Source organism: Nocardia flavorosea NBRC 108225 (assembly GCF_001613385.1).
In the GTDB taxonomy this organism is placed as follows: Bacteria; Actinomycetota; Actinomycetes; order Mycobacteriales; family Mycobacteriaceae; genus Nocardia; species Nocardia flavorosea.
In genome coordinates, this window is the sequence record NZ_BDCG01000015.1 from 363,052 (window position 1) to 385,037 (window position 21,986).

The 21,986-nt window shown below is 68.2% G+C and carries 21 protein-coding genes; 16 read left to right on the forward strand and 5 right to left on the reverse strand.

Annotation, left to right across the window (positions count from 1 at the left end; all coding sequences use genetic code 11):
- Positions 1 to 22 precede the first annotated feature (22 nt).
- The 9 genes from NFL01S_RS19920 to NFL01S_RS19955 all read left to right on the forward strand — a co-directional run bounded on the left by NFL01S_RS19920 (position 23) and on the right by NFL01S_RS19955 (position 6,908).
- A complete protein-coding gene (locus tag NFL01S_RS19920; RefSeq protein WP_062977415.1) occupies positions 23 to 1,156 on the forward strand; it encodes a Re/Si-specific NAD(P)(+) transhydrogenase subunit alpha in 1,134 nt (377 codons plus the stop codon).
- Complete coding sequence (locus NFL01S_RS19925) at positions 1,156 to 1,476, forward strand: NAD(P) transhydrogenase subunit alpha part 2 (RefSeq protein WP_033244390.1); 321 nt, start codon at positions 1,156 to 1,158, stop codon at positions 1,474 to 1,476. Before NFL01S_RS19920 ends, NFL01S_RS19925 begins: the two co-directional genes overlap by 1 nt.
- 3 nt (positions 1,477 to 1,479) lie before the next feature.
- Entirely contained in the window at positions 1,480 to 2,898 is a 1,419-nt protein-coding gene (locus NFL01S_RS19930) for an NAD(P)(+) transhydrogenase (Re/Si-specific) subunit beta (protein WP_062977417.1), read from the forward strand.
- Between the two features lie 80 nt (positions 2,899 to 2,978).
- Positions 2,979 to 3,428, forward strand: coding sequence for a nitroreductase family deazaflavin-dependent oxidoreductase (locus NFL01S_RS19935; protein ID WP_062977419.1), 450 nt, complete (start codon positions 2,979 to 2,981; stop codon positions 3,426 to 3,428).
- A gap of 80 nt (positions 3,429 to 3,508) precedes the next feature.
- Positions 3,509 to 4,648: a DUF5925 domain-containing protein gene (locus NFL01S_RS19940; RefSeq protein WP_062977587.1), complete on the forward strand. Its 1,140-nt coding sequence runs from the start codon at positions 3,509 to 3,511 to the stop codon at positions 4,646 to 4,648.
- Positions 4,649 to 4,666: 18 nt separating this feature from the next.
- Positions 4,667 to 4,825, forward strand: coding sequence for a hypothetical protein (locus tag NFL01S_RS35630; RefSeq protein WP_174555704.1), 159 nt, complete (start codon positions 4,667 to 4,669; stop codon positions 4,823 to 4,825).
- A gap of 118 nt (positions 4,826 to 4,943) precedes the next feature.
- A complete protein-coding gene (locus NFL01S_RS19945; protein ID WP_157116721.1) occupies positions 4,944 to 5,372 on the forward strand; it encodes a hypothetical protein in 429 nt (142 codons plus the stop codon).
- 3 nt (positions 5,373 to 5,375) lie between these two features.
- Positions 5,376 to 6,326: an AraC family transcriptional regulator gene (locus tag NFL01S_RS19950; protein WP_062977423.1), complete on the forward strand. Its 951-nt coding sequence runs from the start codon at positions 5,376 to 5,378 to the stop codon at positions 6,324 to 6,326.
- A 147-nt stretch (positions 6,327 to 6,473) separates the two neighbouring features.
- A complete protein-coding gene (locus NFL01S_RS19955; RefSeq protein WP_245670799.1) occupies positions 6,474 to 6,908 on the forward strand; it encodes an acyl-CoA thioesterase in 435 nt (144 codons plus the stop codon).
- Positions 6,909 to 7,395: 487 nt separating this feature from the next.
- Here NFL01S_RS19955 and NFL01S_RS19960 read toward each other — a convergent pair whose 3' ends face one another.
- The gene (locus NFL01S_RS19960) at positions 7,396 to 8,235 is read right to left on the reverse strand and encodes an SDR family oxidoreductase (RefSeq protein WP_062977425.1); all 840 of its coding nucleotides are present in this window, start codon (positions 8,233 to 8,235) and stop codon (positions 7,396 to 7,398) included.
- A 67-nt stretch (positions 8,236 to 8,302) separates the two neighbouring features.
- On the reverse strand, positions 8,303 to 8,797 hold the full coding sequence (locus tag NFL01S_RS19965; protein ID WP_062977427.1) for an Lrp/AsnC family transcriptional regulator: 495 nt from the start codon (positions 8,795 to 8,797) through the stop codon (positions 8,303 to 8,305).
- Between the two features lie 144 nt (positions 8,798 to 8,941).
- Here NFL01S_RS19965 and pdhA point away from each other — a divergent pair, with 144 nt between their 5' ends.
- The 4 genes from pdhA (at position 8,942) to NFL01S_RS19985 (ending at position 13,584) form a co-directional block, all read left to right on the forward strand.
- Entirely contained in the window at positions 8,942 to 10,069 is a 1,128-nt protein-coding gene (pdhA, locus tag NFL01S_RS19970; RefSeq protein WP_062977429.1) for a pyruvate dehydrogenase (acetyl-transferring) E1 component subunit alpha, read from the forward strand.
- Positions 10,066 to 11,040 carry an alpha-ketoacid dehydrogenase subunit beta gene (locus NFL01S_RS19975; RefSeq protein ID WP_062977431.1) on the forward strand — a complete coding sequence of 325 codons (975 nt, stop codon included), beginning with the start codon at positions 10,066 to 10,068 and terminating at the stop codon, positions 11,038 to 11,040. The genes pdhA and NFL01S_RS19975 overlap by 4 nt, the downstream gene beginning before the upstream one ends.
- Before the next feature lie 38 nt (positions 11,041 to 11,078).
- Entirely contained in the window at positions 11,079 to 12,665 is a 1,587-nt protein-coding gene (locus tag NFL01S_RS19980) for a dihydrolipoamide acetyltransferase family protein (RefSeq protein ID WP_062977592.1), read from the forward strand.
- A gap of 103 nt (positions 12,666 to 12,768) precedes the next feature.
- The gene (locus tag NFL01S_RS19985) at positions 12,769 to 13,584 is read left to right on the forward strand and encodes a sulfurtransferase (protein ID WP_062977433.1); all 816 of its coding nucleotides are present in this window, start codon (positions 12,769 to 12,771) and stop codon (positions 13,582 to 13,584) included.
- Between the two features lie 216 nt (positions 13,585 to 13,800).
- Here the strand turns inward: NFL01S_RS19985 and NFL01S_RS19990 are convergent, their stop codons facing one another.
- Together NFL01S_RS19990 and NFL01S_RS19995 are read right to left on the reverse strand one after the other, a co-directional pair.
- On the reverse strand, positions 13,801 to 14,508 hold the full coding sequence (locus tag NFL01S_RS19990) for an HNH endonuclease family protein (protein WP_084492944.1): 708 nt from the start codon (positions 14,506 to 14,508) through the stop codon (positions 13,801 to 13,803).
- Positions 14,509 to 14,559: 51 nt separating this feature from the next.
- Positions 14,560 to 14,922 (reverse strand): hypothetical protein, encoded by a 363-nt coding sequence (locus NFL01S_RS19995; protein WP_062977435.1) that lies wholly within the window; start codon positions 14,920 to 14,922, stop codon positions 14,560 to 14,562.
- Between the two features lie 285 nt (positions 14,923 to 15,207).
- Here NFL01S_RS19995 and NFL01S_RS20000 point away from each other — a divergent pair, with 285 nt between their 5' ends.
- Entirely contained in the window at positions 15,208 to 18,012 is a 2,805-nt protein-coding gene (locus tag NFL01S_RS20000) for a DEAD/DEAH box helicase (protein ID WP_062977437.1), read from the forward strand.
- The gene (locus tag NFL01S_RS20005; RefSeq protein ID WP_062977439.1) at positions 18,012 to 18,776 is read left to right on the forward strand and encodes an SWIM zinc finger family protein; all 765 of its coding nucleotides are present in this window, start codon (positions 18,012 to 18,014) and stop codon (positions 18,774 to 18,776) included. Before NFL01S_RS20000 ends, NFL01S_RS20005 begins: the two co-directional genes overlap by 1 nt.
- A 325-nt stretch (positions 18,777 to 19,101) precedes the next feature.
- Here the strand turns inward: NFL01S_RS20005 and NFL01S_RS20010 are convergent, their stop codons facing one another.
- Complete coding sequence (locus NFL01S_RS20010) at positions 19,102 to 20,160, reverse strand: amidohydrolase family protein (protein WP_062977441.1); 1,059 nt, start codon at positions 20,158 to 20,160, stop codon at positions 19,102 to 19,104.
- 122 nt (positions 20,161 to 20,282) lie between these two features.
- Between NFL01S_RS20010 and NFL01S_RS20015 the strand changes: the two genes are divergently transcribed.
- Positions 20,283 to 21,869 carry a DUF2157 domain-containing protein gene (locus NFL01S_RS20015; RefSeq protein ID WP_157116723.1) on the forward strand — a complete coding sequence of 529 codons (1,587 nt, stop codon included), beginning with the start codon at positions 20,283 to 20,285 and terminating at the stop codon, positions 21,867 to 21,869.
- Positions 21,870 to 21,986 lie beyond the last annotated feature (117 nt).

Genomic DNA, 21,986 nt, shown 5'->3' on the forward strand with positions numbered 1-21,986 from the left:
CGTAGGAGAGGGAAACAGACAAGTGGAGACAACGCAGACCGTGAGCGATTCGTCGCCACGCGGGGCGCGTGTCGGTGTCGTTCGCGAAACCGCCGCGGGCGAGCGGCGGGTCGCCCTGGTGCCGAAGATCATTCCGGCCCTGGTGAAACAGGGTGTGGAGGTCGTCGTCGAAGCCGGAGCCGGACAGAGCGCGCTCATTCCCGATACCGCATACACCGCGGCCGGTGCCACGATCGGCGATGCCTGGTCGGCCGATGTGGTCGTGAAGGTCGCGCCGCCCACCGATGCCGAGGTTGCGAAACTGGCCGCCGACCAGACCCTCATCGGATTCCTGGCGCCGCGCAATGCCGACAACCAGATCGACGCGCTGAAGAAAAAGCAGGTGCAGGCGTTCGCCGTCGAAGCGATCCCGCGCATTTCGCGTGCGCAGGTGATGGACGCACTGTCCTCCCAGGCGAACGTCGCCGGGTACAAGGCGGTCCTGCTGGCAGCCTCGGAATCGACCCGGTTCTTCCCCATGCTGACAACCGCCGCGGGCACCGTGAAACCGGCGACCGTGCTGGTACTCGGCGTCGGTGTCGCGGGGTTGCAGGCGCTGGCCACGGCCAAGCGGCTCGGCGGGCGGACCACCGGATACGACGTGCGGCCCGAGGTCGCCGATCAGGTCCGGTCGGTCGGTGCGCAATGGCTCGATCTCGGTATCGACGCCGCCGGCGAGGGCGGCTACGCCCGCGAACTCACCGACGAGGAGAAGGCGAAACAGCAGCAGGCCCTCGAGGATGCGATCAAGGGTTTCGATGTGGTGATCACGACCGCGCTGGTGCCGGGCCGTCCCGCGCCGCGCCTGGTGACCGCCGCCGCGGTCGCCGGGATGAAACCCGGCAGCGTGATCGTGGACCTGGCCGGCGAAACCGGCGGCAACTGCGAACTCACCGAACCGGGCGAAACCGTGGTCAAGCACGAGGTGACGATCTGTTCGCCGCTGAACCTGCCCGCCACCATGCCCGAGCACGCCAGCGAGCTGTATTCGAAGAATATTTCGGCACTGCTGGAGCTGATGCTCACCGACGGCGAACTGAAACCGGACTTCTCCGATCAGGTGCTGGCCGATTCCTGCGTCACTCGTGACGCCGAACCGACAACGAAAGCCGAATGATGTACAGCGAGCTACTGGCGAATATCGCCATTCTGGTGCTCTCCGGATTCGTGGGTTTCGCGGTGATCTCCAAGGTCCCCAATACCCTGCACACCCCGCTGATGTCGGGCACCAACGCCATCCACGGCATCGTCGTGCTGGGCGCACTGGTCACCCTGGGCCGGATGGAGGACCCCTCGATCGGGGTGCAGATCATCCTGTTCGTGGCCCTGGTGTTCGGAACCCTGAACGTGATCGGCGGTTTCGTGGTGACCGACCGGATGCTGGGCATGTTCAAAGGTAAGAAGCCCGGCGCGGGTGCCGAGAAGGCAGGTCAGTGAGCCATGGACAATCTCGTCGATATTCTCTACATCCTGTCCTTCGCCCTCTTCATCTACGGCTTGATGGGGCTGACCGGCCCGAAGACCGCCGTCCGGGGTAACTGGATCGCCGCGGGCGGTATGGCCCTCGCGGTCATCGCCACGCTCATCGCGGTACGCGATACGAGCAACTGGATCCTCATCGTCGCGGGCCTCGTGGTCGGTGTGGCGCTGGGTGTACCGCCCGCCCTGCACACCAAGATGACCGCCATGCCGCAGCTGGTGGCGGCGTTCAACGGTGTCGGCGGCGGTACGGTCGCACTGATCGCGTGGGCCGAATTCATCGACACCACCGGGTTCTCCACTTTCCATCATGGTGAGGAACCGACGGTGCACATCATCGTCGGCTCGCTGTTCGCCGCGATCATCGGTTCCATCTCGTTCTGGGGTTCGCTCATCGCGTTCGGCAAACTGCAGGAGATCCTGCCCGGTAAACCGATCGGCCTGGGCAAACTGCAGCAGCCGGTGAACCTGCTGCTGCTGGTGGCCGCGATCGCCGCGGCGGTCGTGATTGGCCTCGGTGCCTCCGACGGTGGCGTCACCCAGTGGTGGATGGTCGGACTGTTGCTGGCCGCGGGTGTGCTGGGCCTCATGGTCGTGCTGCCCATCGGCGGTGCCGATATGCCGGTGGTCATCTCGCTGTTGAACGCCCTCACCGGGCTGTCGGCCGCGGCGGCCGGTCTCGCGCTGAACAACACCGCCATGATCGTGGCCGGCATGATCGTCGGCGCGTCCGGCACCATCCTCACCAACCTGATGGCCAAGGCCATGAACCGATCCATTCCGGCCATCGTCGCCGGTGGATTCGGTGGCGGCGGTGCGGTCGCGGCCGCCGGTGGCGGCGAGCAGAAGCAGGCCAAGGCGACCTCCGCCGCCGACGCCGCGATCCAGATGGCCTACGCCAACCAGGTGATCGTGGTCCCCGGCTACGGTATGGCCGTCGCCCAGGCGCAGCACGCGGTGAAGGAGATGGCGGGACTGCTCGAAGCCAAGGGCGTGGAGGTCAAATATGCCATCCACCCGGTGGCCGGCCGGATGCCCGGGCATATGAACGTGCTACTCGCCGAGGCCGAGGTGTCCTACGACGCCATGAAGGAAATGGACGATATCAACGGCGAATTCAGCCGGACCGATGTCGCCCTGGTGATCGGCGCGAACGATGTCACCAACCCCGCCGCGCGCGAGGATTCGGCCAGCCCGATCTACGGGATGCCGGTTCTCAATGTCGACCAGGCGAAATCGGTGATCGTGCTGAAGCGTTCGATGAACAGCGGGTTCGCCGGTATCGACAACCCGCTCTTCTACGCCGATCACACCGCCATGCTCTTCGGTGACGCGAAGAAATCGGTGGGTGCGGTCACGGAGGAACTCAAAGCGCTGTAGGCGCACGAATACAGCGGCCCCGGTGCGCGTTCGTCTCACTGCCGAACGTGTACCGGGGCCGTTGCTGTTAACGTCGACGAATGGCGGATCTCGGCGTGAAACTTTTGCGTACTCGGTGGTTCGTACGGGCCCCGATCTGGGCGTTCCGTGCCAGGCTCGGGTTCCTTTTCGGAGGCCGGCTACTCCTGCTGGAGCACACCGGCCGCACCTCGGGGAAAGCGCGGTACGTCGCACTCGAAACAGTGGATCGCCCCGGCGCCGACACCGTGGTCATCGCCTCCGGCTTCGGTGAGACCTCGCAGTGGTACCGGAACCTGCTGGCCGACCCGCACTGCCGGGTGAGCATCGGCACCCGCTACCGGGCGCCGGCGGTGGCCCGGCCGCTGGAGCGCCAGGAGACGGCCGTGGTGCTGGCCGACTACCGGATCCGGCATCCGAAGGCCTACCGGAAACTGGGCGGCATCATCGAGCAGGCCACCGGCAAGGGGATCGATACGGTGCCGATGGTCGAATTGGCCCTGGGTTCCTGAATCCGACGCGTCGATGACCTGCCGTCGACATGGGAAAATGTGTGGACTGTGTGGTCACCGCGGGCGGATCATGGTCGGCGATGCCCGAACGCAATGAACCACTTCGCCTGATCGAATTCGATCCCACGACTCCCGACCCTGCCGAAGCTTTGCCCTGGTCGGCGGTCCTCGACTCGTATTCCACGCCCCGAGACCTGCTGGACATGCTGACCCTGAGCCTCTTCGGCCGGGGCGTGCAGCCGTACTACCGGAAGAAACAGCTGGACCGGGTGCGACCGGAGGCCCTGCTGCGGCCGCCGGGCTCGCAGATCTCTCGTTCGGTCGTGGAATCCGATTCGCAGTCGATTCTGGTGCTCGGCGAAGGCTGGACCCTGCGCGCCGACCGGTGGGCCGACAAGTCGGCGACGCTGGAAGTGGTGGCAGTGAGCGACGAGCTGGCCGAACGCATCGTCACCGAATCGGTCCACGATGCCGAACAGCCCGCCCCCACCGACCTGTCCGCGGTGAAAATGGGCTTCTGGCATCAGGGCGACCGCGGAGCGACCCGGCGCGCCCTCACCGTCACCACCCCCGAGTGGCCGGAGATCCGGGCAAACTACAGCGTCCCCGTCGCGGGCGCACTGGATCGGTTGATGGCAATGCGCCCGGCCGATATCCGGGGCCGATTACTGCTTCTGCACGGTCCGCCCGGCACCGGTAAGACGACAGCCCTGCGCTCACTCGCCCGGGCCTGGGCGCCCTGGTGTCAGGCCGACTGCGTCCTCGATCCGGAGATGTTGTTCGCCAAACCCGGCTACCTGATGCGTGCGGCGATGGGTGCCGAAGGTGAGGACGACGAATCCGACCGCTGGCGGCTGCTCATCCTGGAGGACTGCGACGAGCTGATCCACGCCGAAGCCAAATCCACTTCGGGACAGGGGCTTTCCAGACTTCTCAATCTCACCGACGGAATGCTGGGCCAGGGCCGTGACGTACTGGTCGCTATCAGCACCAACGAGGACCTGTCCCGGCTGCATCCCGCTGTGACCCGGCCCGGGAGATGCCTGGCTCAGGTGGAGATCGGCAAGCTGACCGCCACCGAGGCGCGGACCTGGCTGGGCGATGCGCCGGCCGATATTCCGGCCGGGGGCGCGACGCTCGCCGAACTCGTCGCACTCCGCGACCGCGCCGAAAGTATCGCGGTACGCACGGAATACACCGACGGTGGAATGTACCTCTAGAAACTTCCGGCCGGGCTCGTGGCCCAACTGCGGGCGGGAATCGGCGCCGAACACGCGGCCGTGATCGTCGGGGCGATCGAAGGCTGTCTCGTGCAATGGCTGGCCGACGATCGGATCTCGCTTCCCGATCTGACAGAGCCCCTCCTTGCGATCTGCGTCGACGGGATCAGACGATGACCATCACCGACCGATTGATCGCGCCCGGCGCGACGAGGGACGAGATCGCACTCGGCTACTGCGCGGGGGGCGGTGGGGCCGTTGCCGCGGGCGCGCTCGCGTGGCAGGCAGGCCAAATGTGGCTGGTGGTCGTGGTGACTGCCTCCTCGGCTTCGACATGTTCGGCGGCGTCGTCGTCAACGCGACCACTTCGGCCACGCGCTGGTATCACCGGCAGGGCCGGGCGGCGCACAGTCATCTCCTGTTCGTTGTCGTCCACATCCGGCCATTTGTGCTCGCCCTCGCGGTACCCGGGTACGGGTGGACTGCGGCGGCACTGACCTACGTCTTGGCTCTGGTGTCCGCTGCCGCGGTGATCCGATCGCCGCGATCGATCCGCACACTTGTGGCGTTCGGCGCCGTCGTCGCCGGAATACTGGTGACCACCACGCTGGTGACGGTCCCGCCTTTCCTGATGTGGTTTGCGCCGGTGCTGCTGATCGAACTACTGCTCGGGCACCTGCTTCCTCATCCTGTTCGGTGCGGAACGCGCCGCGGTTATCGTTGATGGATGGATGCATTGGCGGCGCTGCTCGAAGGCCCACGGGCGCGGGGCGCGTTCGTGCTGCGGTCGATGCTCAGCCCGCCGTGGTCGCTGCGGATCCAGGACGAATCGCCACTGACACTCGTGGCCGTGGTCCGGGGGTGGGCGTGGGTGCTCACCGCCGACGGCGAGCAGCGCCGGATCGAGGCCGGTGACGTCGCGGTGTTCCGGGGAACGCGGCCCTATACCGTCGCCGACGATCCCGCGACCGAACCGCAGATCCTGATCAACCCCGGGCAGGTCACCACGACGCTGGACGGTGAAGTGCTCTGCGAGACCATGAGTCTCGGGGTACGGCAATGGGGTAACGATCCGGACGGGGAAACGGTGTTCGTCACCGGCTCCTACGAATACGTGGGCGCGGTGAGCCGGCGCCTACTGCGTGCACTACCGCCGATTCTGGTACTGCCGCGCGGCCGTTCCGACGATCGGTTGCTCGACCTGCTGACCGACGAAACCGTCAAAGATCTGCCCGCCCAAGGCGTGGTGCTGGACCGCCTGCTGGACCTGCTGCTCATCTCGACCCTGCGCACCTGGTTTTCCGGCGCCGAAGCACCACCGTGGTACCACGCCTACGGCGACCCGCTGGTCGGTAAGGCCCTGCGACTACTACAGCACAACCCCGCCCACCCTTGGACCGTGGCCGCGCTCGCCCAGGAAGTCGGCGCATCGCGGGCAGCGCTGGCCCGCCGGTTCACCGAACTGGTCGGGGAACCACCCATGGCATTCCTCACCGAATGGCGACTCGACCTGGCCGCCGACCTGCTGCAGGGCACCGAGGACACGGTCGAGGCAATCGCCCGCCGGGTCGGGTACGGCAGCGCGTTCGCCTTGAGCACGGCGTTCAAACGGCACTTCGGCGTCAGCCCGAGGGAACACCGGGCCGGCGGTGCTGCCGCGGTCTCCTCGGCCAGTTGATTCGTATCCGGCGTAGCGGCCGGGTCTGCGGTCCGGATGCGGCGGCAGTCGCGAGTCCGGCCGGCCTCGGTTGGACCGAGGACCGCGCGGACCGGCGGTCGTTCCTCGACGGCACTGCCCGCCGGCCGACCCGGTATCGTCGCCCCGGTGACGACGCAGTATCCGGTGCTCTGGCCGGTGCCCACCCGATGGGCCGATAACGACCACTACGGGCACGTGAACAACGTGACCTACTACGCGTACTTCGATACCGCGGTCAATGCGTGGTTGATGGACGCGACGGGCACCGATATCCGTGACCTGGCCGCGATCGGGATCGTCGCGGAGACCTCCTGCCGGTTCCACGCCTCGCTCAGCTTTCCGGACAAACTGCAGGTCGGCCTGCGAATTGCCCGCCTCGGCCGCTCCAGCATCACCTATGACCTGGCGATCTTCCGGGACGCCGGACAGGACCTGGAACTGGCTGCCACCGGCACCTTCGTCCATGTCTATGTGGACGAGGAAACGCGTAAACCGGTCGAGATCCCCGCGGTCATCCGCACCGCTGCCCGGACACTGGTCACCGAGGACCCGGGAACCTAGCGTGTGCCGTGCGGTGTCGCGGGCTCCGGCGCGGCGCCGTGGCTGTTGAAGCCGCCGCTCAATGTCCTGCGGCCGGCGCTGCATCCGCAGGAGCCGGCTCCGCGAGTGGGGTGAATCTCGCGGAATGGGGGCGCGATATCACCGAGGGCCTGCGAAGCCGGACCCGGCGGTTCGCCACCGCGATCGACGTCACGCTCGCCGAACTGCACCTGGAAGCCCTTCCTCCCCGCCGACGAGGCCCCCGCTCGCTTCTTGCGCGAGCGGGCCGAGTAGTGAGCCCTGACTCACTCCGCCTGAATAGGTAAGGCATCGGAATCAACCATGAAAACGAGGCTCGCAGGGGGGCGGTCTCTGCAATCGGCTGAGTATCCCAGCCTGGGCGGGCTGAGCAGGTAACCGGTGGTGGCGAGAGTCCGGAGATTCGTAAGGTGCGGGATCCGGACGGCCCGGAACCCGCGGATATCGCCGGGCGCCAGGTGGCAGATATTCAGTCGCCGGGGTTTTCCAGAGCGGCTTGGAAGCGGCGCATACCGCGGATCCAGCGGTCGTAGTCGGATCCCTTGTTGCGGTACATCTGCAGGACTTCCGGGTGCGGGAGGATCAGGAATTCCCCGGCCGCAACACCGGCGAGGACTGTGTCGGCGACCTCTTCGGGACTGAGTACGGAGCCCGCGGATTTCACGGCGGTGATCGCCAACCGGCCCGCTTCGGCGTTGTTCTCGGGGATCATTCCTTCGCGCAGCAAGGCCGTGTCCACGCCCATCGGGCAGATGCAGCTGACGCCGATTCCTTTGTCGCCGTAGGTGACCGACAACCATTCCGCGAATCCGACGGCGGCGTGTTTGGAGACCGAGTACGGTGCGGAGCCGAGTTGGGTGAGCAGGCCGGCGGCGGAGGCGGTGGAGACGAAGTAGCCGCTGCCGCGTTCGAGCCAGCCGGGGACGAGGAGGCGGGCGGCGCGGATATGCGCCAGGGTGTTGACTTCGAGGGCGGCCGACCATTGCGCGTCGGTGCTGTCCAGGCCTGCGCCGCCGCCGATACCGGCATTGGCGAAGTAGAAGTCGACGGGGCCGAAGGCGGATTCCGCGGCCGCGATCAGTTGCGCGATCACGTCGGGATCGGCGGCGTCGCCGCCTGCGGAGATCGCGGCGGCGCCGATCTCGTCCGCGACCTTCGCCGCGGTGGTGGAGTCGAGGTCGGCGACGACGACCTTCGCGCCGTGGCCGGCCAGCCCGCGGGCCAGTGCCGCGCCGATACCGGAGCCGCCGCCGGTGACGATGGCGGTCCGGCCGGAGAAGGTGTCGGTTGCTGTGCCTGAGAGCTCCATATCGGCACCCTATCCCTTACTGTGACACAAGCCTAGGTATGTCGCTTAATAAGGGGTTCGTGGCGGTTCAGTCCGGTTCGGCCAGGCGGCGAAGCAGGGGGGCGGTGCGCGGGCCCACCAGCTCCTGCATCACCAGTGTCATATTCGTGCGGACCACGCCGGGGATCTTCAGGATCTGCCCGGCGATCCGGTAGAGATCGTCGGCATCGCGGGCGACCACGCGGACCGTGAGATCGGTCGGGCCGGTCATACCGCAGGCCTCGGTCACTTCCGGTACCTCGGCCAGTTCGTCGACCACGGCGTCGAGGCGATGCTGGTCCACGACCACCGCGACGAAGGCGGACAGCCGGTATCCCAGCGCGCGCGGCTGCACCCGGAGTTCGAAACTGCGCAGGACGCCGGCGGCCTCCCAGCGCGCGAGCCGGGCCTGCACGGTATTGCGGGAGAGTCCGAGCCGGGCGGCCAGTTCGACGCCGGTGGCGCGGGGGCTGGCGGTCAGTTCGAGCAGGAGTCGCGCGTCCGTGGCGTCCAATACTGGCTCGGTGCTTTCCTGACTGGTCATAAAGCGCAGTATGACAGCAACCGGGCGGTTGAAACCGTGCGGAATGCTCAGTTGCCGGATCGAGACTTGCGCAGTTCGCCTAAGCGTGGATGCTATGTGGTGTAGGCCACATAAGCGCGTGACCCGCGTGAGGAGGCGAGGCCGATGCCCGGCACAACCGAGTATCCGGTGCAACTGATCCAGCCCGACGGCGCTCGGGTGCACAACCCGGAATATCAGGCCCTGGTCGCCGAGATCGGGCCGGATGAGCTGTGGCAGCTCTACGAAGACCTGGTGGTGAGCCGGCGGATCGATACCGAGGCCGTCGCCTTGGCCCGGCAGGGGCAGCTCGGTCTGTGGGCGCCGGGCGAGGGGCAGGAAGCCGCGCAGGTCGGTTCGGCACACGCGCTGCAGCCCGACGACTACATCTTCAGCAGTTACCGCGAAGCCGCGGTCGCGTACTGCCGCGGCCTGGACCCGGCAGCCCTCACCCCGATGTGGCGCGGGGTCGCGCATTCGTCGTGGGACCCGGCGGAGATCAATATGACCAATCCGGCGATCGTGGTGGGCGCACAGGGTCTGCACGCCACCGGATACGCCTACGCCGCCCACCTGGATGGCGCGGAGATCGCCACCATCGCCTATTTCGGTGACGGCGCCACGAGTCAAGGCGATATCGCCGAGGCCCTGACCTTCGCCTCCACCTGGAGCGCCCCGGTGGTGTTCTTCTGCCAGAACAACCACTGGGCGATCAGCGAACCCGTACATCTGCAGAGCGCCACCCCGATCGCGCAGCGAGCGGTGGGGCACGGGATCCCGGCGAGCCGGGTGGACGGCAACGATGTGCTGGCCGTCCTGGCCGTCACCCGCCGGGCCGCCGCCCGCGCCCGCACCGGCGGCGGGCCCTCCTTCATCGAGGCCATCACCTACCGCATGGGCCCGCACACCACCGCCGACGACCCGACCCGCTACCGCACCTCCGCGGAAACCGGGGACTGGGCCCGCCGCGACCCGATCCTGCGGATGCGGCGACTGCTCGAACGCGAGGGTCTGTTCGATACGGCCGCGCAGCAGCGGGTGGACGAACGCGCGGACGAGGTGGCGCACCGGATCCGGTCGGCCACGCTCACCATGCCCGATCCCGAACCGCTGGAACTGTTCGACCACGTCTACGCGACCCCGCATTCTCTCGTCGCGGCCCAGCGCCGCGACTACGCCGAGTATCTGGCCGACGACCCGGCCGCCGGTGAGAACGTCGCGCTCACCCTGCGCGAGGAAGGAGTCCGCTCATGATCACCACTTTTGCCGCGGCGCTCAACGCCGGGTTGCGTACCGCCCTCGAGGACGATCCCAAGGTGGTGTTGATGGGCGAGGACATCGGCCGGCTGGGTGGTGTGTTCCGGGTGACGGATACGCTGCAGAAGGATTTCGGGGACCGCCGCGTGATCGATACACCGCTGGCCGAATCCGGCATCGTGGGCACGGCGTTCGGGATGGCATTGCGTGGCTATCGGCCGGTGTGCGAGATCCAGTTCGACGGTTTCGTCTATCCGGCCTTCGACCAGATCGTCTCGCAGGTGGCCAAGATCCACTACCGGACGCGGGGCAGGGTGAGCGCTCCGCTCACGATCCGGATTCCGTTCGGCGGCGGAATCGGGTCCGTCGAACATCACTCCGAATCGCCGGAAGCGTATTTCGCGCACACTGCGGGACTGCGGGTGGTGTCGCCGAGCAACCCGGCCGACGCGTATACGATGATCCGCCAGGCGATCGCGCTGGACGATCCGGTGATCTTCTTCGAACCAAAACGCCGCTATTGGGACAAGGCCGAAATCGACCCGGTTGCAACGGATTCGCTGCCACTGGACCGGGCGCGAGTATGCATACCGGGTTCGGACGCCACCCTTGTCGCGTACGGGGGAACGGTGGCCACCGCAGTGACCGCGGCGAAAATCGCCACCGAAGAGGGCCTTTCACTCGAGGTGATCGATCTGCGCAGCCTGGCGCCCCTGGATATCGACACTATCGCCGAATCGGTGGACCGGACCGGCCGGCTGATCGTTGTGCACGAAGCGCCGGTCACCGGCGGAATCGGCGCGGAGATCGCGGCCCGGATCACCGAACGCTGTTTCTATCGACTCGAAGCACCGGTCCGGCGGGTCGGCGGATTCGATATTCCCTACCCTCCGGCTAAGCTCGAAAAGCATCACCTACCCGACCCGGACCGCATCCTGGCGGCGGTCGACAGCACGCTTGCCGCCTGAGTGCCCCGCCACCCTGACGCCAGCCGGAGGTGCCCACCGTGGACGATGCCGCTACCGCCGAATCAGGCGAGATCCTGGAATTCCGGCTGCCCGACCTCGGCGAGGGACTCACCGACGCCGAACTGCAGAACTGGACCGTCGAGGTGGGCGACGAGGTGGAACTGAACCAGACCATCGCCGAGGTGGAAACCGCGAAGGCGGTGGTCGCGTTACCCTCGCCGTTCGCGGGCACCGTGGTGGAACTGCTCGCCGAACCGGGGGCGACGATCGAGGTCGGGGCGCCGCTGCTACGGATCCGTAGCAGCACGCCCGCACCGGGCGGCAACGGTCGAACGTCGGTGCTGGTGGGCTATGGGCCGGAGGCGGAGAATCAGCCGTCGCGCCGCCGCCGCATGCGCGCCGCGGCGTCCGCTCCACCCGCGGAAACCGAGGCCGCCGGGGTCGATTACGAGAGCGGTGTCATCGGCGCGGACGCGGGGCCGGCGGATGAGACCGCGGCGGCGCCTGTGGAACGGGCCGCCGCCGGGGAAACGGCGGAACCGGTGCGGAGGGCTGGTACGGAGCATGCGGAGGGTTCTGCCGGCACCCGTGCTGACGCGGGTGCTCGTTCCCCGGACGAGACCATCCGGGGTGCTAGGCCCGATGTGGCAGCCGGCGGCCGCGCCGCGGCGGCACCGCCCGGCGCGCCACATGGTGGGGACACGCTCGGGTCGGGGGTCGGCGGCGGTCGGGTCTCCGCCACGCCAGGCGCGCGAAAGTTGGCGCGGGAGCTGGGGATCGACCTCTGGTACGTGGCCGGCTCCGGGCCGGACGGCGCGGTCACCGTCGCGGATGTTCGCGGCGCGGTGCCGGTATCGGAGCCTGCACCGCGCGAGCACACCACCGAGGAGGTCGCGCGTATCGGACAGCGGGCCGACGGGTCGGCCCGGGAGGAGCGCACGCCGATTTCCGGAATCCGGAAACGGACCGCGGCGGCAATGGTGGCCAGCGCCCGCACGATCCCGCAGGCCTCCACTTCCAGCACGGTCGATATCACGGCGTCGCTGGAACTGCTCGATCATCTGCGTGCCACCAAGACATTCGAGGGATTGACTCCCACACCGCTCGCCCTGGTCGCGAAATCGGTGCTCGCCGCGCTGTCGGAGTACCCCGGGATCAACACCTACTGGGACGAGGCGAATTCGGAGATCGTCACCAGGTATTTCGTCAACCTGGGTATCGCGGTGGCCACCGAGCGTGGACTGCTCGTCCCCAACATCAAAGACGCGCAGACGCTGAGCCTGCGGGAACTGTGCCGGGAGATCGGCTGGCTGGCGCAGACCGCCCGCGACGGCCGGGCGGGCCTGTCCGAGCTGCGAGGCGGGACGTTCACCATCTCCAATATCGGCGTTTTCGGGGTCGAATCGGGGACGCCGCTGGTCAACCCGGGCGAGGCGGCGATTCTGTGTGTCGGTGCGGTGAACTCGCGGCCGTGGGTTTTCCGCGGTGAGCTGGCCGTGCGGTCGGTGGTCACGCTGACGCTGAGTTTCGATCACCGCATGATCGACGGTGAACTCGCGGCCCGATTCCTGGCCACGGTCGCCGGCGCGCTGGAAGATCCGCTGACCCTGCTCGCCCGCATCTGAGCGGTCCGCCGGTAGATGAATTCTGCGGTGGCCGCATGGACGCGGCAGACCGCGCGCGCGTACGGTGAAAAAACTGTTCCAGACTCTTGGACGAGGAGCTGCGTTGAACGCGGTACTGATCTCGGCTGAAGAACTCCGGGAATCAACGGAAGAAAATTTGCGCCTGCTGGACGTCCGCTGGCAACTGGGTGACCCGGAGGGGCCACAGCAGTACCAGAACGGACATATCCCGGGCGCGGTGTTCGTCGACCTCGACACCGAACTCGCCGCATTACCCACCCCGGCCCAGGGCCGGCACCCGCTGCCGGACCCCGAACAGCTCCAGAAGTGCGCCCGCAGCTGGGGCCTGTGCGCGGGGGACCCGGTCGTGGTCTACGACGCGCTCGGCGGTATGTCGGCCGCGCGGGCGTGGTGGCTGCTGCGCTGGGCCGGGATCACCGATGTGCGCATCCTCGACGGCGGACTACCTGCGTGGTTGCGCAGCGGCGGTGCCCTGGCGACCGGGGTGGAACCCGACCCCGAACTCGGCGATATCGAACTCGACCCCGGCCGGCTGCCCGTGATCGACGCCGATGCCGCCGCCCGGTGGGAGGGTGTGCTGATCGATGCCCGGGCCGCCGAACGGTATCGCGGCGAACAAGAACCCGTGGACCCTCGTGCCGGGCATATTCCCGGCGCGATCAGCGCCCCGACCAGTGAGAACCTCGACGAGGACGGCTGCTTTCTGCCGCCGGAACTGCTGCGCCGGCGATACAGCGACCTCAGCGGCGAACCGGTCGCGGTGTACTGCGGTTCGGGAATCACCGCTGCCCACGCCATTGCGGCACTCGCCGTAGTGGGCGTGGAGGCGGCCCTGTATCCGGGTTCGTGGTCGCAGTGGGCGCACGATTCGAAACGCCCCGTGGCGACAGGAGCCTGATCGGGCTTTCGATCCGCGGCGATCCGGTTGCTGAGAACACCTTGCCGGACGATATCTGGACGCGGCCTGCCACCGCTTCGTGATCCGGAGAGCGCTCGGGCCGCTTTCGGCCCTGCATCCACTGGGTGATCAATGAGATGCCGGCCGGCGGTACCGGCGAGAACACCTGAATGTCGGCACGTTGTGCGGGGTGACGGTGGCTCGGCGTCATGTACATCAGTCGCACCGTGCCGTGATATCGCGTAGTACCTCATGGTCCGCTCCGGTTATCGGGAGCTGATAGCGCACGGCTACGGTGAGGTATCTGCCCGCGTAGTAGCAGTGCCCCGGCCGTGACGGTGGTAACCACTCGGCGGGTGTGCTGTCGCTTTTATCGGTATTGGTCGCGCGGTCGGTGACCTGCAGGTTGTAGTCGATATCGTTCGCGAACCGGATGCGCTGGGCGGACGACCAGGCGGCGGCACCCATATCCCAGGCGGCGGCCAGTGGGTAGATATGGTCCACGGGCAGTTGCTGGGCGTTTTCTTTGCTGAACACCCTCCGGGTGCCGGTGTACGGATCCGCCAGGACGCCGGACTGGACGACACAGCCTCCGGTGCCCGGCCGGTACGCGATATCCACCAGCTGACGGGCGAGCACATTGTTTCGGGTATCGCAGCCGTCGTGACCGCCCGGGCCGTCGTGATCATCGGACCAGGCCGGCCCGAAAACGCAACCCTGCCCGGACCCGCAATCACGCTCGTAGCCGCCGGTGTGCGGGCGTTCGGGAATCACCCGGACCGCAGCGAGGAGTTGTTCGAGCTGCGCGCGCCCGGGGCTACCGGGTGCGGGCCGCAGGCCCGGCGGGACCGCGCAGGCGGTGAGCAGGCCGAACAAGCAGGCAGCGAGCAATGCGGAAACCGTATGAATCTTCCCCCGTGTCATCACGGTTACCGGTATACCCGGGGGCGCCGACAATTTCCGGCGCCCGGTGGATCACAGCCAGGCGCGGGCCAGCAGTTCGTCGTTGTCGACGCCGCTGCTACGGGGTGGGAAACGGGTGGCGACCAGGGATTCGATATGCACCCCGTCGTGGCCGATCACCCAGGAACCACCGCTGTCGAGACATTCGGCGATCTTGGCGAAGGCCGTGAGCAGGAACGTGATGGCATCCTCGGGCCGATCGGTGTGGGCGAGCCGTTGCGATTCGCCGGGCCGGGACAGGTCGAGCCAGACACCGCATTGCCCGTCCAGTCGCATCCCGACGATCTTGCCGGCATCCACGAAGGTGAACTTCCGTCGTTCCCAGGGTGTGGTCGGCGTGTAGCTCTGCTCGAGAACCTGGAGCAGAATTGTCATACTGCTGCCCTCCGCTGTTCGATGACGCCGCTGTGTGCTGTGGGGACCGCTGTTCCGGGGCCGGTGGGCGCCGCCCGCCGCGCGCCGCTGCCGGACAGCTCGCCCGGTGCGGGCTCCGCCCGCGGGCGTGGATGGCGGATAACAGCGGTGACCAGCGGATATTTCCCAGTATGTGCCGTTGTGGGGGATAAATCCAGAAATGGCCCGGCGTGCCGGAGTGGGGTGCCGGCGGGAGTGGGTGGGGACGGGTCACAGCGTGTCGGACCGGGCTGATTTGATGGGGCAATGCTGCACGGACTGTGGTCGCCCGGAGCCGGGCTGCTGCTGTGGTGTGCTCCGGGCGAGGAGGATGAGCCGGTCGGGGGCCTGCTCGGCTCCGTGCTGGCGGAATCGCGGTTCCGCCACCGTGCCGAAGTGCTGCTTGTGGACGAGGCCGGTGCCCGGCGGGAAACCGTCCGGGCCCATGCGCTCGCACCCGCCGCCGCGGCCGCAGCATTACGGCAGCGGTTGCCGGCCGCGGCCGTGGCCGGTGATCTGCGGTTCCTCGCGCATCTTGCCTACGGCTTGGAACGGTGGATACGCGCGGGTGCGGTGGTGCCGGAATTGCGGCGCGAGGACGGCCAGTGGTGGGCGCGCTGGCGTCCGGTCGGCGGTGCCGGTCAGCGCGCCTGGCTCGCCGAACTCGCGGCGCTGGCACCGCCGGCGCTGCGAGTCGCGGGTGAGCCGGCCGATGTGCTCGACGATATGGTCACCGAACTCACCGATCCGATGGTGCGCGAAATGCTCGCCGCGGAGGCCCATCCGCATCCGCTGGCCCACGCCTTGTCCGTGGACGTTCCCGTGGAGTCGGGCAGCCACCAGGTGGCCGAGGTGCTGCGGCAGTGGCGGGAGACGCGGACGTCCGGCGAACCGGAGCTGGTGTTGCGGCTGCGTGAACCGGACGGCGAATTCGCCGACATGCCGGTAGATTCCGCATTGTGGCGACTGGAGGTCTGCCTGCGCGCCGATGGTGCGGCACCCCGGCCGATCCCGGTGCCCGGAATCGCGGACGAGGTACGGACCGGTTTGGAATGGCTGGGTAAAGCGCAGCGCGCCTATCCGCGGCTGCGCGATGTCCCGGCCGACTCACACACCCTCGACCTGCTCTTACCGACGGAAGTGGTGGCCGATCTGGTGGCGCACGGCGCGCAGGAGCTGTCTGCCGCCGGGATCCCGTTGTTGTTGCCCCGGGCGTGGAATATCACCGAGCCCACCCTGCGGTTGCGGGTGAACGGTGCCGCGGTGCCCGCCGCCGAGAGCACGGTCGGGCTGGACGGACTGGTGTCCTATCGCTGGGAGCTGGCGCTCGGCGATACCGTGCTGTCCGAGCCCGAGATGCGGCAGCTGGTCTCGGTGCAATCGGATCTGGTGCGGTTACGCGGGGAATGGGTGCAGGCCGACCACGGTGCCCTGGCGGCCGCCGCGAAATTCGTCGCGCTGCACACCGGCGACAACGAGATCACCCTCGCCGATCTGATCGGTGAGATCGCCGCGAACCAGGTCGGGCGGGTACCGCTCACCGAGGTCACCGCGGAGGGCTGGCCGGCGGCGCTTTTCGACTCCGGTCGCGCGCAGGACCCGGTGGCCGCCCCGGCACGTCTGAAAGCGCAGCTACGCCCGTACCAGGAACGAGGGCTGGCATGGCTGGCCACGATGAACCGGCTGAACTGCGGAGCGATCCTCGCCGACGATATGGGCCTCGGGAAAACGATTCAGGTCCTCGCGCTGCTGCTGCACGAACGTGAAGGTGCCGCCACCCCGCGGCCGACGGTGCTGGTGTGCCCGATGTCGGTGGTGGGCAACTGGCAGCGGGAGGCCGCCCGGTTCGCCCCGGACCTGCGGGTCTCGGTGCACCACGGGCCCGGCCGGGCCCAGGGCGACGACTTGGACACAGCCGTGGCCGGGGCCGATCTGGTGATCACCACCTACGCGCTGCTCGCCCGCGATATCGCCGATCTGTCCCGGCAGCAGTGGGAGCGGGTGGTCCTCGACGAGGCGCAGCACATCAAGAACGCCGCCACCCGGCAGGCGCGGGCGGCGCGGGCGTTACCGGCCCGGCATCGGCTCGCGCTCACCGGTACCCCGGTCGAGAACCGGCTCGAGGAACTGCGTTCACTTTTCGATTTCGCGGTGCCGAAATTACTGGGTAGCCCGCAGACGTTCCGCGCCCGTTTCGCCGTACCTATCGAACGGGAGAACGATCAGAACGCCGTCACCCGGCTGCGCGCCGTCACCTCACCGTTCCTGCTGCGCCGGGTGAAAACCGACCCGGCCGTCATCGACGATCTCCCGGAGAAATTCGAGATGACCGTCCGGGCCAATCTCACCGTCGAACAGGCGGCGCTGTATCAGGCCGTTGTCGAGGATATGCTCGAAAAGCTGCGCGACGCCAAGGGAATGGCCCGCAAGGGGGCCGTACTCGGTGCGCTCACCAAGTTGAAGCAGGTATGCAACCATCCCGCCCATTTCCTCGGCGACTCCTCTGCCGTGCTGCGCCGGGGCGCGCATCGCTCCGGGAAACTGGCACTGGTCGAGGATGTGCTCGACGCCGTACTCGCCGAGGGGGAGAAGGCGCTGCTGTTCACCCAGTTCCGGGAATTCGGTGAACTCATCGTGCCCTACCTCACCGAACGTTTCGGCAGCCCGATCCCGTTCCTGCACGGCGGGGTCGCCAAGAAACGCCGCGATGGCATGGTGGAGGCATTCCAGCGGGCCGGCGGCCCGCCGTTGATGCTGCTTTCGCTCAAGGCCGGCGGTACGGGACTGAACCTGACCGCCGCGAACCATGTGGTGCATCTGGACCGCTGGTGGAACCCCGCCGTGGAGAACCAGGCCACCGACCGCGCCTTCCGGATCGGGCAGCAACGCGCGGTGCAGGTACGGAAACTGGTGTGCGTCGACACGATCGAGGAGCGGATCGACGAAATGATCACCGGTAAACGCGAACTCGCCGATCTCGCCGTCGGGGTGGGAGAGAACTGGATCACCGAACTCGGCGACGACGATCTGGCCCGCTTGTTCAGCCTGGGCGCCGAGGCGGTGGGAGAGTAGTGGCCGAATTCGCCGAATACGGAAAACGCCGGCCGGTATCCGGCGGGGCATCGACCCGTAACCGCCGGGGCGCATTCGCCCGCAACTTCTGGGGCAAGGCACTGCTCGAGGTGATGGAACGGCTCGCCGACCCCGGCCGGCTCGCGCGCGGTCGCACCTATGCGCGGGCGGGTCAGGTGGTGAGTTACCGCATCGAACCGGGGCTCGTCACCGCCGAGGTGCAGGGTAGCCAGCCGCGCCCGTTCACCACCACCTGCGAGATCCGCCGGTTGCGGCCGGAGGAGGTGGAACTGGTGGTGGAGGTGATCCGGTCCGCGCCGGGGATGCTGGCGCGGATCGTGTCCGGGGATCTGCCCCGCGAACTCGCCCCGCATCTGGTGCCGGAAACCGCCGCCGATATCGACTTCGGTTGTAGCTGCCCGGATCCGGGCTGGCCGTGCAAACATGCGATTGCGGTCGTCTGCCTGCTTGCCGAACGGCTGGACGATCATCCCCGCGATCTGCTCGCCGTACGCGGGCTGAGTATCGAACGGCTGATCGGCGGGGTCGAAACGACGACCGAGCAGGTGGACGAAACCACCGACCCCTACGGCAACGCCCTCGAACTTCCGGAGCTGCCCGCCCCACGCGGCGGCCCCGCGCTCGACGAGCTGGACCCGGCGCTGCTGCGGCGTGCGCTGCGAATGCTCTGCGCCGACGAAACCACCGCGGCCGCGGGGAACCGCGCCCTGGTCACGATGTACTCGTCGATGACCCGGGGATAGCGTCCGCCGATCTCCGATGGTCAGCGCGGCCGAGCCCCGCCGGTGACGATGCTCGTGCACCACGATCCGGTGCGGACGAGGTGGGCAACGCTGTACCGCGGCGAGCTGGCGGGACAAGGAGAGCGCCGGCATCGAGATGGGTGCTCCGGTCCCGGTGCGCTCCTGAGGCGCCGGTACCGGCCGGACCGGTATCGTGCGCGACGGCTCGCGACCTGCGGTGTCTTCGCGGCCGGGATGCCGGGATGCGCGGCTTGTGGTCGACCGCCACGGCCGGCGCCGAAGCGATGAACCGGGCACCGGGCAATCGGCCCGCCGGTGCCGCGGTTCAGTCCAGCCGGTAGACCCGCTGTGCGTTCGTGCGGAAGACCTTCTCCAGCGGTGCGGAATCCCCGAGGTGTTCGGCCAGGACCGTCGCGACCGCTTCCGCGCTGTTGGTGACCGAGGTGATCGGCCGGTCGACGGGGAAGTTGGATCCCCAGAGGAGGCGGTCGGCGCCGAAGGTGTCGGCGGCGTGCCGCAGCAGCGGACCGATCCGGTCGGTGAGCTCGGGGACCGGCGTCGGGGTACCGGCGCGGCGGACGGGATGCCCGAGGATCGGCATCATCAGGCCGCTGACCTTCGCCACCACATTAGGGGATTCGGCCAGGTCGGCGATATCGGTACGCCAGCGTTCGAGTATTCCGGCGCGCGCCGCGGTATCGCGGCCGGTGTGTTTACCGATCGGGCCGAAGAGCCCGGCGGGCGTGCCCAGGTGGTTCAGGATGATCGTCGCTTCCGGATAGCGCTGGGCGAGGGCGGTCACCTCGGGAATCTGATGCGAATACACCCAGGCCTCGAAGGCCAGATCGCGTTCGGCGAGAGCGGCGAAACCGTCGAGAAAGGCCCGGCTGCGCAGCATGTTCGGTCCGTCGGCGAAACTGCGGATCCCGGTATCCGGGTGGTGCGCGACCCGGCTGCGGATACCGCGCACCAGCGGCGACGCCGACAGGTGCGCTTCGAGAAGCTCGGCGAAACCCGGATCTGCCGGGGATCCGCCACCGCTGACAGCCGCCAGGGCGGGAGTGTCCACACCGAACGGCAGGGCGGTGACCCAGCGGGTTTCCTCCGCCTTCGGCCCGGCCCACTCGACTTCGATATGCACCACCGATTCGACCGGTACCGCGCCGGCGTCGGTGCGGTAGTCGGCGGGCAGGTACGGCCCCAGATATGCCGACGGTTCCCCGATGAACTCCCGGTCCCGCCGCGGGGCCAGTCGCACGGCGAGCCCGAGGGGCAGCGGGACGGTGCGCAGCAGTTTGGCCGTACGACTGAACTCGCGCGGATTACCGAACGGGTCCCACTGGTGGATATGCGCGTCGATGATCCGGATCTCGCCGATGTCCACAGCGCTGCCTTCCTGCGACGGTCGTCGGTTCGCGGGCCGAGCGTAGCGCGTGATCAGCGCCGGTGGACAGGTTTGCTCTCGCGGGCGCGAAAGTCGGGGTCCGCAGCGGCATACTGGGTGCTGTGGCCGAACAGGATTCGGCGCCGGAAGCGTCGCCGCAGCGTTCCCGGGGCGAGTCGCGCCCCGCTGTCCCGGAGGTTCCGATCGCGGATACACCCGGCAACCGTGGCAGCGGCGAGCCTCGCACTACGGAACGTTCGGATGCGGAATTCGGGACCGGAGCCCACGGCGGCACATCGCCGCCCGGCGCCGATCACAGTACTTCGGCCACGGAACCCGCCGCAGGCAGGGCCGGGCCGGGATCCGGCGCCGGCGAGCAAGCAGCTGTCTCCGCCGCCGAGGCGGGAACGCGCGGAGAATCGGGCCGGATCGAAACTCGCGGCGGTGAGTCACCGGCCGGGGCCGCCGGCGGTAAGGCGCTCGCCGGGACCGGTGGAGGTGAACTCGCCCTCAGCGGCGGAAACGAGCCGCCCGGTACGGTTGCCTCACGTTTCGGTGGCTTCCGGCGCCTGGTCGGCGTGCGGCGCAAGAATGCGCCGACCGTAACCGGTGGCGGCACCGATTCCGGTCGTGGGCGATCTGGAACGGACAGCGATATGGCACCCGGCGGTAGCGGCAACGATGACCGGCCCGCAGATGCCGGCGGTGCGGCGTCTGCGGGGCCCGTATCGGCGCAGGTCCCGCAGTCCCTGGCCGATCTGGTGCGCCGGGGTGTTCTCGACGAAACCCAGTTGGGGGCGGTGGTGACGGCGCTGGCCGAGCCGGAGCCGCGGCCCACGCCGGCGCGGTTGCTCGCCGAAATCGCCGCCTATGCGGGTGCCGGGTTGTTGCTGAGTGGGGTGGTGCTGGTCCTGGCCGAGTCCTGGGACGATATGGCGAAACTCGGCCGGTTCGTTCTGTTCGTCTTGGTCGCGGTGGGTGTGACGGTGGCCGGTGTGGCGACGGCGGGCGGGTGGCGGGCTCTGTTCCGGGCCGCGTGGCGCCGCCCTGCCGCCACCGGTCATACCGCTCGTACGCGACTGGCGGCGGTGTTCTTCGCGCTGGCGGTGGTGAGTATCGCGGCCGCGGCCGGGTCGATCCTGGACGACGGGAACGACACCACCGATCTCACCTGGGTGTATGCCGCCGTGGCGGGGCTGGTGGCCGCGGTCGCGGGGTACGCTGCGCTGCCCTCTTTGCTCGGTTTGCTGCTGTGCGTGGGGTTCAGCGCGGCTGCGGTGTCGGGGCTGCTGGACGAAGTACTCGGGGTCGGCGATCTGACCGGTCCGGGATTGCTCGTTCTCGGTTTCGGCTGGCTCGGCGTGACTCGGTTCGGTGCCGTTCTCGAGCGCTGGGCCGGCTATGTGGCCGGTGTGGCGCTGGCGGTTGCCGGTGTCCAGACCGTCGATATGTCCGATCGGATGTGGCCGGCGTATGCGCTGACGGCGGTGGTCGCGGTGGTGTGTTTCGGGCTCTACGCCACGGATCGTTCGTGGGTGCTGAGTCTCGGCGGTGCGGCCGCGCTGACAGTGGCCGCGGTGGAGGCCGTCGTGGACTGGACGGGGGAGTCGGCGGGGGCGTCCGGGGCGATTCTGGTGGTCGGTGCGGTGGTGCTGGGGATCGGTAGTTATCTGCTGACCAGGTCGGCGAGGAAGTCCGTTCAGAGATAGTTCCGCCGGGTGCGGGCCGCGGATAGGCTTTGTGCAACCACACCGATCGGAGGGCGGAGGGGGGTGTTTGCGCAGTTGGTGGATATCTTGCGGGGAAGTCTGGTTTGCCGGCGGGGC

Bases quoted from the DNA above. Each gene is read 5' to 3' on its own strand.
- NFL01S_RS20000 (WP_062977437.1), top strand. From the start codon at position 15,208: ATGCTGCACGGACTGTGGTCGCCCGGAGCCGGGCTGCTGCTGTGGTGT.
- NFL01S_RS19925 (WP_033244390.1), top strand. From the start codon at position 1,156: ATGTACAGCGAGCTACTGGCGAATATCGCCATTCTGGTGCTCTCCGGA.
- pdhA (WP_062977429.1), top strand. From the start codon at position 8,942: ATGCCCGGCACAACCGAGTATCCGGTGCAACTGATCCAGCCCGACGGC.
- NFL01S_RS19935 (WP_062977419.1), top strand. From the start codon at position 2,979: ATGGCGGATCTCGGCGTGAAACTTTTGCGTACTCGGTGGTTCGTACGG.
- NFL01S_RS19990 (WP_084492944.1), bottom strand. From the start codon at position 14,508: ATGACACGGGGGAAGATTCATACGGTTTCCGCATTGCTCGCTGCCTGC.
- NFL01S_RS19930 (WP_062977417.1), top strand. From the start codon at position 1,480: ATGGACAATCTCGTCGATATTCTCTACATCCTGTCCTTCGCCCTCTTC.
- NFL01S_RS19960 (WP_062977425.1), bottom strand. From the start codon at position 8,235: ATGGAGCTCTCAGGCACAGCAACCGACACCTTCTCCGGCCGGACCGCC.
- NFL01S_RS19995 (WP_062977435.1), bottom strand. From the start codon at position 14,922: ATGACAATTCTGCTCCAGGTTCTCGAGCAGAGCTACACGCCGACCACA.
- NFL01S_RS19975 (WP_062977431.1), top strand. From the start codon at position 10,066: ATGATCACCACTTTTGCCGCGGCGCTCAACGCCGGGTTGCGTACCGCC.
- NFL01S_RS19940 (WP_062977587.1), top strand. From the start codon at position 3,509: ATGCCCGAACGCAATGAACCACTTCGCCTGATCGAATTCGATCCCACG.
- NFL01S_RS19965 (WP_062977427.1), bottom strand. From the start codon at position 8,797: ATGACCAGTCAGGAAAGCACCGAGCCAGTATTGGACGCCACGGACGCG.
- NFL01S_RS19950 (WP_062977423.1), top strand. From the start codon at position 5,376: ATGGATGCATTGGCGGCGCTGCTCGAAGGCCCACGGGCGCGGGGCGCG.